12 protein-coding genes are annotated in these 12164 nt (G+C 67.7%); 6 read left to right on the forward strand and 6 right to left on the reverse strand.

The annotated features are described in order from the left end of the window. Positions 1-2 precede the first annotated feature (2 nt). Both QZW52_RS10390 and lptC read left to right on the forward strand, forming a co-directional pair. Positions 3-623, forward strand: coding sequence for a KdsC family phosphatase (locus QZW52_RS10390; RefSeq protein ID WP_293998242.1), 621 nt, complete (start codon positions 3-5; stop codon positions 621-623). 10 nt (positions 624-633) lie between these two features. After that, complete coding sequence (gene lptC, locus QZW52_RS10395; RefSeq protein ID WP_293998244.1) at positions 634-1320, forward strand: LPS export ABC transporter periplasmic protein LptC; 687 nt, start codon at positions 634-636, stop codon at positions 1318-1320. A 110-nt stretch (positions 1321-1430) separates the two neighbouring features. On the opposite strand, the gene QZW52_RS10400 is transcribed toward lptC, so the two are convergent. After that, positions 1431-1952: an RNA recognition motif domain-containing protein gene (locus tag QZW52_RS10400; RefSeq protein ID WP_293998247.1), complete on the reverse strand. Its 522-nt coding sequence runs from the start codon at positions 1950-1952 to the stop codon at positions 1431-1433. Positions 1953-2212: 260 nt separating this feature from the next. On the opposite strand from QZW52_RS10400, the gene QZW52_RS10405 reads away from it, so the two are divergent. The 3 genes from QZW52_RS10405 to QZW52_RS10415 all read left to right on the forward strand — a co-directional run bounded on the left by QZW52_RS10405 (position 2213) and on the right by QZW52_RS10415 (position 5689). Further along, positions 2213-2854, forward strand: a complete 642-nt coding sequence (locus QZW52_RS10405; RefSeq protein WP_293998249.1) for a MarC family protein — start codon at positions 2213-2215, stop codon at positions 2852-2854. Between the two features lie 82 nt (positions 2855-2936). Next, the gene (locus QZW52_RS10410) at positions 2937-4598 is read left to right on the forward strand and encodes a GMC family oxidoreductase (protein ID WP_293998251.1); all 1662 of its coding nucleotides are present in this window, start codon (positions 2937-2939) and stop codon (positions 4596-4598) included. Between the two features lie 326 nt (positions 4599-4924). Continuing rightward, the gene (locus QZW52_RS10415; RefSeq protein WP_293998252.1) at positions 4925-5689 is read left to right on the forward strand and encodes a sulfite exporter TauE/SafE family protein; all 765 of its coding nucleotides are present in this window, start codon (positions 4925-4927) and stop codon (positions 5687-5689) included. A 6-nt stretch (positions 5690-5695) separates the two neighbouring features. Here the strand turns inward: QZW52_RS10415 and QZW52_RS10420 are convergent, their stop codons facing one another. From QZW52_RS10420 to QZW52_RS10440, 5 genes are all read right to left on the reverse strand, one after another. Beyond that, positions 5696-6478, reverse strand: coding sequence for a 3',5'-cyclic-nucleotide phosphodiesterase (locus QZW52_RS10420; protein ID WP_293998254.1), 783 nt, complete (start codon positions 6476-6478; stop codon positions 5696-5698). Positions 6479-6634: 156 nt separating this feature from the next. Next, complete coding sequence (locus tag QZW52_RS10425) at positions 6635-7318, reverse strand: FHA domain-containing protein (protein WP_293998256.1); 684 nt, start codon at positions 7316-7318, stop codon at positions 6635-6637. A 44-nt stretch (positions 7319-7362) separates the two neighbouring features. Beyond that, positions 7363-8145: a Stp1/IreP family PP2C-type Ser/Thr phosphatase gene (locus QZW52_RS10430; RefSeq protein ID WP_293998257.1), complete on the reverse strand. Its 783-nt coding sequence runs from the start codon at positions 8143-8145 to the stop codon at positions 7363-7365. A gap of 27 nt (positions 8146-8172) precedes the next feature. Then, entirely contained in the window at positions 8173-10809 is a 2637-nt protein-coding gene (locus QZW52_RS10435) for a CHASE2 domain-containing serine/threonine-protein kinase (protein ID WP_293998260.1), read from the reverse strand. Positions 10810-10882: 73 nt separating this feature from the next. Next, positions 10883-11596: a TerC family protein gene (locus QZW52_RS10440; RefSeq protein WP_293998263.1), complete on the reverse strand. Its 714-nt coding sequence runs from the start codon at positions 11594-11596 to the stop codon at positions 10883-10885. Between the two features lie 234 nt (positions 11597-11830). On the opposite strand from QZW52_RS10440, the gene QZW52_RS10445 reads away from it, so the two are divergent. After that, positions 11831-12164 (forward strand): SWIB/MDM2 domain-containing protein (locus QZW52_RS10445; protein ID WP_293998266.1); only part of this gene is annotated, 334 nt, incomplete at its 3' end.

The following is a 12164-nucleotide window of genomic DNA, read 5'->3' on the forward strand; positions in this document are numbered from 1 at the left end:
CCATGGCTGCACTGGTGTTCTCCACCCCTGCGTTGCCCCCGGTCTGGCCACGCCCGGTCACGCCGACCGTGCAATTCCCCCCCGAGCTGCTGCTGGCCGCACAGCCCGTGCGGGCAGCGGTCTTCGATGTCGATGGCTGCCTGACCGACGGGCGCATCTACATCGGCGAGTCCGGCGAGACCGTCAAGGCGTTCAGCACGCTGGACGGCCATGGCATCAAGCTGCTGGCGCGTGCGGGCATCACCCCGGTCGTGATCACCGGACGCGACACGCCAGCGGTGCGGCGGCGCTGCGCGGACCTGGGCATCGTCCACGCGCTGCATGGCATCCACGACAAGCTCGCCGCGGCGGAGCAGGTGCTGCAGACGCTGGGGCTGGGGTGGGGCGCGCTGGCCGTGATCGGCGACGACTGGCCTGACCTGCCACTGATGGTGCGTTGCGCCTTCGCCTGTGCGCCTGCGCAGGCCCATGCCGAGGTCAAGGCCGCGGCGCACCACGTCACTGCCATGCCGGGTGGGCAGGGCGCGGCGCGCGAGTTCTGCGACCTGCTGCTGATGGCGGGTGGGCACTATGCGCGCTTGTTGGCAGGCCATCTGACCACGCTGGACGGCGCGGCGCGCTGAGACCCGCACCGTGGCTCCCCTCGACGACGACGATGTCACCCCGCTGCCGCTGCCGCCGTTGCTGAACCGCTTGCCGGACGCGGCCGCCGGGCATCCGGTGCTGCCACGCAGCGTGCGGGTGCGCCATGCGCTGCTGGGCAACCTGCCGCTGGCCCTGATGGCGCTGCTGGCGGCGGCGACCTGGTGGCTGGTGCAGAGTACCCCTGCACCGGAACAGGACCACGCGCCCTCTGCGGTGCGCCACGAGCCGGACTACGAGATGCACGGTTTTTCGGTGCAGCACCATGCCTCGGCCGGGCCTGCACGCGGGGTGATCGAGGGGGATGTGGTCCGACACTTCCCCGACACCGACACGCTGGAGGTCGATGGTGTGCGTCTGCGCTGGCGCGATGATGAAGGCCACGCGCTGCGCGCCACGGCAGCGCGGGCTGTGGCCAATGGCATGGGGGATGAGGTGCGGCTCAGTGGGGGGGCGACCGTGGTCCGCGATCTGCTCCCATCCGAGGACGCGCCTCTGATCTTCACCAGCGAGGAACTGGTGTTCGACCGCCGCGCGGACCAGGTGCGCAGTGCCCGTCCAGTCAAGCTGCAGCAGGGGCGCAGTGTTGTCGAGGCTGCGGCGCTGGTGTACCACCACGCCGATGGTCGGCTCGAGTTGCTGGGAGCGGTCAAGGGGCGCTTGCCTGCGCGGCGCTGAACATGGCCGCCGAATGTGAACAAGGCGCCAGATCTTGCGATCTGGCGCCTTGTTGTTGTGCGCGAACTGGATGTTGATCAGGGCATCAGTGAACCGACACCCTGTCGCGATCAGTAGCCGCCGCCGCCGTAGCCGCCGCCGCCACCACCGTAGCCGCCACCGCCGCTGCGGCCACCGCCACCACCGGTACCGCCGCCACCTTCACGGCGACCGCCACCGCCGTAGGGGCTGCGGAAACCACCGCCGCCACCGCCGCCACCAGGGCCACCAGCACCGCCGCCGCCGCCACCACCGTAGCCACCACCGCCGCCGCCGCCACTGCGGCCACCGCCGCCGCCAGCACCGCCGCCACCGTAGGGGCTGCGGAAGCCACCCGGACGCTCTTCACGCGGGCGGGCTTCATTGACGACAATGGCACGGCCACCGATCGCTTGACCGTTCAGGCCATTGATCGCGGCTTGCGCTTCGGGATCTGAACCCATTTCGACGAAACCGAAGCCCTTGGAGCGGCCGGTTTCGCGGTCCATCATGACCTTGGCGGAGCTGACCGCACCGAATTGGGAGAACGCGTCGTTCAGATCTTCGTCGCGGACGCTGTAGGCGAGATTGCCCACATAGAGTTTGTTGCCCATGGAAGAGCGCCTTTCAAGAAACAGGGTACATGATGTACCAGAGGACCATGTGGCGGAGCTACAGCCAGCACTCATTCCAGGGAACAGAGAAAAGGCGCCGCGTCCAATCACGAGGGTTCATTATGTATGACGGTCAAGCCGTGTGAGCATCCCTACAGCAAGAAGTGTTGTAAGGCTGCGCAGATTTTTTGATCCGGTTTGCGGCAGAAGGCGGCAGTTCAGGGGTAAACCCCGAATACCGGTGGGTGCAGAATCGGCGGATGGACCTGTTCAAACCCCTGGTGGCGCTGCTGGCCATCGTCAATCCGATCGGTGTCGTGCCGTTCTTCATCCACTTCACGCAGCACCTGACGCCCGAGCAGCGTCGGCGCACGATCCGGGTGTCGAGCTTCTCGGCGTTCCTGGTCATCGCGATCAGCGCGCTGGCGGGTCTGAAGGTGATCGAGTTCTTCGGCATCTCGCTGGCGTCGTTCCAGGTGGGCGGGGGCACGCTGCTGCTCATCAGCGCGTTGCAGATGCTCAATGCACAACCGGCGGAATCGCGCTCGGACGATGTCAGCGACGGCCAGCAGCGTGCCGATGCCGGTGACAGCATTGCCGTGGTGCCGTTGACCATCCCGCTGCTGACCGGGCCGGCCACGATCTCGACCATGGTGATCTACGCCGACCAGGCCCGCCACTGGTGGCACCTGGCGGCACTGGTGGGCTATGGCGTGGTGGTCGGGGCGGCCACCTTCCTTGCGTTTTCAGCCTCCGGTGCGATTGCCCGGCTGCTGGGCAAGACCGGCATCAACGTGATGACGCGCCTGATGGGCCTGATCCTCGCCGCACTGGCCGTGGAGATCATGGCCGAGGGGCTGGTCAAGCTGTTCCCAATCCTGGCATCGCGCGTGGGCGGTTGAGCGGCACGGTGGACTGGCGTTTTGACCGAGTGCCGCACGCCGCACTTGCGCTTAGAGTCCGGGGCCACGGAGACACCCCCACATGCCCAGTTTCGACTACATCATCATCGGCGCCGGCACCGCAGGCGCCCTGATGGCCAACCGCCTCAGCGACGCCAAGGGACTCAGCCGCGTCCTGCTGCTGGAAGCCGGCGGCCACGACGACTACCACTGGATCCACATCCCTGTGGGCTATCTGCACTGCATCGGCAATCCGCGCACCGACTGGCTTTACCAGACTCAACCGGATCCCGGGCTCCACGGCCGCACGCTGCGCTACCCGCGCGGCAAGGTGCTGGGTGGCTGTTCCAGCATCAACGGCATGATCTACATGCGTGGCCAGTCGCGCGACTACGACCAGTGGGCTGTGCTGACCGGCGACGACTCCTGGCGCTGGGACCAGTGCCTGCCGTACTTCCGCCAGCACGAGAACCACTGGCGGCTCGACCCCGCGCAGGCCGCCCAGACGCCGGATGCGTTCAAGGCGCTGCACGGCCACGGCGGTGAATGGCGTGTCGAGAAACAGCGCCTGCGCTGGGACGTGCTCGACGCCTTCGCGGAGGCCGCACAGCAAGCCGGCATCCCCGCCACCGACGACTTCAACCGCGGCACCAACGAGGGCGTGGGCTACTTCGAGGTCAACCAGAAGGCGGGTTTCCGCTGGAACACGGCCAAGGCGTTCCTGCGCCCGACCTGCTTCGGCCGCCCCAACTTCGAGATGTGGACCGGTGCCCATGTCCGCCGCCTGCTGACCGAGCGCGCTGCGGATGGCTCCCTGCGCTGCACCGGCGCTGAGGTCGTCACCCCGCACGGTGTCGAGACCGTCACCGCCACCCGCGAGGTCATCCTCTGCGCCGGCAGCATCGGCAGCGTGCAGATCCTGCAGCTCTCCGGCATCGGCCCTGGTGCCTTGCTCCAGCAGCACGGCATCACGGTGCAGCACGACCTGCCCGGCGTCGGCGAGAACCTGCAGGACCACCTGCAGATCCGCTCGGTCTACAAGGTGCAGGGCGTCAAGACGCTCAACACGCTGGCCGCCACGCCCTGGGGCAAGGCCAAGATCGGGCTGGAGTACCTGCTGCGCCGCACCGGGCCGATGAGCATGGCGCCGTCGCAGCTCGGCGCCTTCACGCGCACGTCGGACGCCTTCGTGTGGCCGAACATCGAGTACCACGTCCAGCCGCTCTCGCTCGACGCTTTCGGCCAGCCGCTGCACGCGTTCAACGCCATCACGGCCAGCGTCTGCAACCTCAACCCGACCTCGCGTGGCCGGGTGCAGATCACGTCGCCGCGCCACGGGGATGCCCCGGCCATCGTGACCAACTACCTCTCGACCGCGGAGGACCGACAGGTCGCGGCCGACTCGCTGCGCGTGACGCGGCGCATCGTGGCGCAGCCGGCCATGCAGCGTTACCGGCCCGAGGAGTTCAAGCCCGGCGTGCAGTACCAGAGCGACGAGGATCTGGCGCGGCTGGCGGGCGACATCGCCACGACCATCTTCCACCCGGTCGGCACCTGCAAGATGGGCCGGGCCGACGATCCGACCGCGGTGGTGGACACCCGTTTGCGGGTGCGCGGCGTGGCGGGTTTGCGCGTGGTGGACGCCAGCGTGATGCCCACGATCACCAGCGGTAACACCAATTCGCCGACGCTGATGCTGGCGGAACGGGCGGCGCAGTGGGTGCTGGCCGACCGCCTTGCCTGAACCCTCCCTGATTCCTGCCCGGATCCGGACAGACGCACGGCGTTACATGGGTGCAACACGCCATGTTGGTGCGGGAAAGCCCGGATATGTCCGCCGATCCCCAGCCCCTACATTTCCGCCACTCGCAAACGCAGACCCTTGGTGGCTGCGTGCAGGAGCGAGGGACTGAGGAGACTGGTTCACCATAGCGTCATAACAGGGCCTGCCGCCGAACAAGACCCAAACAGGCAGAGTCCACGCTCCAAGAATGCAGCGCAACCGCGCGATGAGACAATTCGAAGGCACCGGCGATCCCGGTGCCTTTTGTTTTTCAGGGGGCGCAGGAGATGGATCTGGTGTGGGTGACGCTGGCGTCGGGGCTGGCCGGGTTTGTCGATGCGATCGTCGGCGGTGGGGGGCTGATCCTGGCGCCGGCATTGTTCGCGGTCTATCCAGCGGCGCCACCGGCCACGCTGTTCGGCACCAACAAGGGCGCTGCCGTCTGGGGCACGGCCTGGGCCACGGTGCAGTACGCCCGGCGCGTGACCATGAACTGGACGACGCTCGTGCCCGCCGCGGTGGCGGCCCTGTGCTGCAGCTTCGCCGGGGCGTGGCTGGTGACGCAGGTGCCCGCCACGGGGCTGCGGCGGGCCTTGCCGTTCATCCTGCTGGTGGTGCTGGTCTACACGCTGTTGCGCAAGGATCTCGGGAGTCGCCACACGCCCGGCACCTGCGCCCGCTGCGAGGCGGCGAAGGCCACGCTGATCGGGGCGGCTGTCGGCTTCTACGATGGCTTCTTCGGCCCTGGGACAGGCAGCTTCTTCGTGTTCCTGTTCGTGCGCGTGCTGGGCTATGACTTTCTGCATGCCTCGGCAGCGGCCAAGCTGCTCAACACCGCCACCAACGTGGCTGCACTGACGCTGTTCGCCTCGACCGGGCATGTGTGGTGGCCCGTCGCGGCGACGATGGCGGTGGCCAACGTGGGGGGCAGTCTGCTGGGGGCGCGGCTGGCGCTGCGGCACGGCGCGGGCTTCGTGCGCGGCGTGTTCATTGCTGTGGTGGGGGCGCTGATCCTGCGCACCGGGTGGGATGCGCTCCGGCTTGCAGGCTGATCCCGGTCAGAACCGGTAGCGTTCGCCCCGCGTCAGCGCGAAGACGGGCAGCGGCAGATCCAGCGCGGCGAGCTGTCCGGTGACAGCCGCCATCTCGCCGGGTTTGACGTGGGTGATCGCGACCGATGTGTCGTTGTCCACATCCAGGTGGCGCAACTCGGCCGCCAGCATCGAGGGCGAGAGGTGGCGGCTGATTTCGGCCAGTGCCCGCTCGTCGTCGTTGAACGCGGTTTCGATCACCAGTTGCGCGATCGGCCTGCCCCGCAAACGCTCCCACAGTGCCGGGTTCGGGCCAGTGTCTCCCGTGAAGACCCACAGACCGGACGGCGTGTCCACCGCAACGCCGCAGGCCGGGACGGTGTGCCAGGCGGGCAGCACCTCGATGTCGAGTCCGCTCAGGTGCAGCCGGTCGCCGGTCTGGAAAGGCACCAGCGTCAGGATGGGCTGGTCACGGCGTGGCAGCCGGGTGAAGTCGGGCCAGATCACGTTGTTGAAGACGTGCTGGCGCAGCGCGTCGAGCGTTTCGGGTAGACCATGGACCTGGATCGAACGGAACGGCGTCATGGCCAGACGGCGCTGCATGACGCTGTCCGCGATCAGCGGGATGCCCAGTACGTGGTCCAGGTGCGAATGGGTCAGCACGATGTGGTCGATGGCGGCCAACTCGTCCAGGGTCAGGTCACCCACGCCGGTTCCTGCATCGACGAGGACGTGCTCGTCCAGCAGAAAAGAGGTGGTCCGGTTGTCGAGGGCGATGGAGCCCGAGCAGCCTAGGACACGCAGAATCATCGGGTTTCCATGTGAGGACTTGCAACAGAAGCGGCCATGCTGCCCCGCACCTCACCCCTGCGCAAGCGAGTCCCTGCGCACTTCCGCACTGCGCGCGCCCTGCCGTGCAAGGCAGCGGCGGTCGATGTGAACAAGCACACGGGCCGGTCTGACCCGTCAGGGCTGCATGAACTGCATCTGCGTGCCGGCGAGTTCGATCACGTCGCCGTCCTTCAGATGCACGGGGTCGGATTGCACCGGCGCGCCGTTGACGGTTGGTCGGGCGTTGCCCTCCACATGGGCGAAGACGTAGCCGCCGGGGCGCTTGGTGATCGAAGCCACTTGCACGCCAGGCTTGCCGACGGTCGTCACCACCTTGGTGAGCACGACTTCGCGCCCTGCCGCGGCCCCCGAGAGCACCCGGATCGACGCCTGCGGCACCGTGCCGGCCGCCAGTCCGCCGAAGCCCGAGGGCGGGAAGGCACTGGGCATGGTCGGCGCAGTGGGGCGTCCGTGCAGTCCGGGCTGGTTCTGGCCCGGCTTGAGAATCATGGTCTTCTCGTAATCGGAGCTGTCCTCGACCAGATACTTGATCTTGTATTTGCCGATCTCAATCGTGTCGTTGTGTTGCAGGAGCTGCTTCTTGATCGCCCGACCGTTGATGTAGGTGCCGTTGGTGCTGTTCTGGTCTTCGATGTAGACATCCTGACCGACCATCTGCAGCACGGCGTGCTCCCCGCTCACGGCGAGGTTGTCGATCACGATGTCGTTGTAAGGACGCCGGCCCAAGGTGGTCTTGTCCTTGGTGAGCTGAACTTCCTTGATGACAACACCGTCCAGCGAAACAACAAGTTTGGGCATGAGCAACCTCTGAAGCTTGGCGTCTGGGATCTGGTCCCTGGATCTCAGCGCCGGAATGGCCACCACGCTTGGCCTGCACCGGGCAGGGCGTGAACGGCTACCAGTATCACAGCGATATTATCCCGCCCGCCCGCCTGATTGGCGGCATCGATCAGGGCCTGTGCTGCTTTGTCGATGTCGGTGTGCTCGGCCAGCACGGCGGCGATGCGCGGGTCGTCGAGCATGTCCGACAGACCATCCGAACACAGCAGGAACCAGTCGTCGGGATGGACGGCGTGGACATGGGCTTCGAGCAGCACCACGTCCTCTACACCGACCGCCCGCGTGACCAGATTCTTCTGGTGGCTGTGGGCGGCCTGTTCGGGCGAGATCAGGCCGGCGTCGATCTGCTCCTGCAGCAGCGAGTGGTCGCGGGTGAGCTGCATCAGGCGGCCGTCGCGCCAGCGGTAAGCGCGCGAATCACCGATGTGGCCCAGCAGCAGCCGGCCGCCGCGGAACACGCCCACCACCAGCGTCGTGCCCATGCCGGCGTACTGCGCCTCGGCGTGGGCGGCGTTGAAGATGGCACGGTTGGCGTTGTCCACGCACACATCCATGGCCCGGCGGACTTCACGGTCGGCAGTGTCCGGCCCGGCGTCGCGCAGCCATTGACCCAGTTCGCGCTGGAGGAAGGCGGTGGCCATGCCGCTGGCGACTTCGCCAGCGTTGTAGCCGCCCATGCCATCGGCCAGCACGATCAGGCCGGCAGACTCGTCCATGGCGACCGAGTCTTCGTTGTTGTTGCGGACACGACCTCGATCGGTCGCGGAAAAGAACTCGAAAGTCATGGGAAAGACACGCGGGCGGTCCATGGGTCAGCGGCGTGATTGTGACGTGGCGACTCTCGGATCGGGCATCCGCGCGGTGTGCGGGAATGGTCCCGCCGCGTATTCTTCCACCGAACCCAGCACGGGGAAGTCGTGGTGCTGCGATCTGTTGCGCTGCAGCATGGAAGAAATCAGGTGCAGATCGGTGGCGAGTTCGAGTCCGTCCGGATAGCGCAGCTCCGGGCGCTTGTCGAGCAGGATGCCCAGCACATCCGCCAGCGCCTCCGGCACCGAGGGGCGCAGGCTGCGCACATCCGGGGCCGGCGTGTTGGCGATGGCCCCCATCAGGGCCGTCACCGTGTGGCCCGACAGCGGCAGCTCGCCCGTGAGCATGTGGAACATCAGCACACCCAGCGCATACAGGTCGCTGCGGCCATCGACCTGGCGCCCGGCGATCTGCTCGGGCGACATGTAGGACGGTGAGCCGAGGATCAGGCCGGTGCGTGTGCGACTGGCACCGGAGATGCGTGCGATGCCGAAGTCCGTGACCTTCACTTGCCCCCGGACGAGATCGATCATCACGTTGGCGGGCTTGATGTCACGGTGGACCACGCCGAGCGCGTGGGCGTGGGCCAGCGCGGTGGCGACCCGCGTACCGATGGCCACGACAGTCGCCAGCGGCAGCAGGCTGCTGGGGCGCAGGTGCTGGGTCAGGTCATGGCCGGTCAGGCGCTCCATGGCGATGTAGGCAACGCCGTGTTCCTCGCCGGTCTTGAGCACGCGCACGATGTCGGGGTGCTGCAGCCGGCGTGCGGCCTCGGCTTCCAGGTGGAAGCGTTGGCGGGCTTCCTGCAGCGCATAGCCCTCGAACTCGCGGGCCAGCGCCAGCGTCTTGACCGCCACTTCCTGGCCAGTGTCGGTGTCGTGGGCGAGGTACACCCGCCCCATTGCACCACGGCCGAGTTCGCGGCCGAGCCGGTAGGGACCAAGCTGGGGCAGCGTGGGCCACGTTTCCGGTGCGGTCAGCGTGGCGCTGGCCAATACCTCTTCGCGCGAGAGCGGCTGTGTTTTTTCGAGGGCCAGGAGCGCGGATGCCTCGTCGGCGAAGTCGTCCTGGTCGCGCGGGATCGGGCGGGTTTCCGCGTAGGCGCTGTCGAAGCCCTCGCGGTCCAGGGCTTCGGTGTCCGGGCCGATTTCAGTGTCGGTGTCGAGATCACCGCCATGCACGGGAGGCACCGCAGGCAGGGGTCTGGGGACAGGGACAAGCGTGGGCGCGGGGGTGGTGCGGACCTCCAGCGGCATCACGTCGAAGGTGGTGATCACCGTGTCGGCCATGGCCGCATCGACCAGCGCGGGGTGGGACAGTGCCCGGTGCCGGACAGCGTGGCGCGCCCATTGCCCATGCAGGTACAGACCCACCCAGGCGCCGATCAAGCCCCCGATCGGCAGTGTCAGCGGCATCCAGATCCGCGCCTGTCCCAGCACCACATGCGGCACCGCCAGCAGCAGCAGCCCCGCCACGCCCGACAAGGCCAGCGCCGAGCTGCGTGTCATCCGCGGCAGTCCCCGGAGCGTCCAGCCCGCCACCCCGGCCAGCACCAGCCATGGCAGCCACGCCGCCCAGCCCGGCTGCTGCACCCAGCGTCCGCCGAGCAAGGCCGAGGTGATCCGGGCCAGCGCCTCGGCGGGCGGGACCAGGTGGCCATCGGGCAGGCGCACCTGGCGGGCGGTGCTGCCGGTGTCGTCGGGAGCGATGATGGCGATGCGGCCCTGCAGCCGGGCCACGGCGGTGGGGCTGTCCAGCACGTCCTGCGCACTCACCGTCAGGATGCCCGACTGCGCGGCGGCGCCCGGTGCCCACAGCGGTGCGAGCTGGCCTTGTGCATCCACGGGCAGGGTGCGTCCGCCCAGGCGAGGCGGTGCGGCCTGCAGCCCGGTGTCGATCTGGGCGGGGGTCAATCCGCGGTGCATGCCCGCCGCCAGCGCCGCGAGCGAGCTGACGCGCCAGGTGCCGACTTGCCGCTGCAGCGCGTGGCGTCGCAGCACATCGTCCGGGTCGGGCTGGAGTTCCGCATGGCCCACACCGGCCGCGGCGTCGCGCAGCAGCGGCAGCGGCCAGGGGGCGGTCAAGGGCGCACCGGTGGGGGTCTGGCCCTGCGCGCGCGGGGCCAGCGTGGAGGGTGTGCCGGTCGGCAACGGGGCCAGGTTGAGCAGCGTGTGCTGGTGGCGCTCCAGGCTGGCGGCCAGCCGGGCGTCCCCGTCGAGGTTCAGCTCGCTGCGCTCCAGCATGGCGGGCAGCTCGGGGTAGCGTGCCAGCACCGGGTCGGCGGCGATGGTGGCGTGCAGGTGCTGCAGCTCGGCCAGCGCCCGCTCGCTTTCATGACCGAGAAAGGGTTCGGTCTCGACGACCACGCTCGCCTGCCCCAGCCGGTCGATCAACCGGGCGTGCAGGTCGCGTGACCACGGTGCGCGGCCGTGGCGGGCCTGGCTGGCCTCGTCGATCAGGACGAGTGCCACCTCCGAGGTCGGCACCGGCGCCATGTGGCTGGTGATGGCGCGGTCGAACAGCCACTGCTGCGCTGGCCGGGCCAGGTCGGTGGTGGCGTGCAACAGCGCGGCGACACCCACGAACAACAAAGCCCAGGCCCTGTCCTGTTTCCAGAAGGCGGGGCGTGGGCTGGTCATGGTGGTGGGTGGAAATGTGCAGTATCGGCCAGACAGTATCGCAGCGCCACGCGGTGTCGGCGCTGCCGGGAGGTCAGACCGATGGCGCTTCGGCCGACTTGTCCGCTTCCTGGCGTTTGGCGAGCTGCTTGCCCACCACCACCACCGCCGCGGCGAAGAACAGGCTGATCGGGATTTCGAGTCCGTGCAGGTGGGCATGGACCCAGTCGATGATCGACGGATCGGTCATGCCCATCTCGGCGGCCACGAAACCCAGCAGGGCGGCGCCGACCGTGATGATGATCGGGAAGCGTTCCATCAGGTGCAGCAGCAAGGTGCTGCCGAAGATGATCAGCGGGATCGACAGCCCCAGGCCGGCGATCAGCAGCGGGATGCGCGCTTCGAGGGGGGCACTGTCGGCGGCGGCGGCCACCGCGATGACGTTGTCCAGGCTCATCACCAGGTCGGCGACCAGGATGGTGCGGATGGCGGTGCCCAGTGACGAGCTGGCCTTGATGTCGCCATCGCCGTCCCCTCCGGCCAGCAGTTGGATGCCGATCCACAGCAGCAGCACCGAGCCGATCAGCTTCAGGAAGGGGTATTGCAGCAACTGCACCGCGAACAGCGTCAGCACCACGCGCAGCACGATGGCGGCGCCGCTGCCACCGAAGATGGCGGCTTTTTGCTGCTGGGGTGGCAGGCCGCGGGCGGCCAGTGCGATCACGACGGCGTTGTCACCGGAGAGCAGGATGTTGACCCAGATGATTTTCATCAGGGCGATCCAGATGGCGGAGTCGGCGAGGTTCATGTCGGTGTGGAAAGCAAGGTAGAGAAGTCACGCAGTGTCTGGCGGTCTGCGCGGGTCGTCAGTGCGTGAAAGTACGAATCTGTACGCAGAGTGGGCTGCAGGGTGCGCGATTTTGGCAGACCCCACCATGGAACTCCTTGGCGCATGCCTTCTCAATGCCAGAGGCAAGCAGTACCATTGCCGCGCAGTGCCGATCCCACGGGCACATCACCATCCAAGACGGAGAACACACACATGGCAACTGCCAAGAAGGCCGCCGCGAAGAAGGCCCCCGCACAAATAGCCGAAGTGGCTGTTGCTGCACCTGTTGCAGCACCGGTGGTCGAAGCCCCCGCGGCCGAGGTCAAGAAGCCCAATGCGGCCTTCATGAAGCCGATGACCCCTTCGAAGCTGCTCGCAGCCGTGGTGGGCAAGGGCACCATGCCCCGCACCGAAGTCACCAAGAAGGTCTGGGAATACATCAAGAAGCACGACCTGCAGGATCCGGCCAACAAGCGCATGATCAACGCCGACAAGAAGCTCAAGGCGATCTTCGGCAAGGACCAGGTCTCGATGTTCGAGATGACCA

This window comes from Sphaerotilus sp., assembly GCF_013299175.1.
In the GTDB taxonomy this organism is placed as follows: domain Bacteria; phylum Pseudomonadota; class Gammaproteobacteria; order Burkholderiales; family Burkholderiaceae_C; genus Sphaerotilus.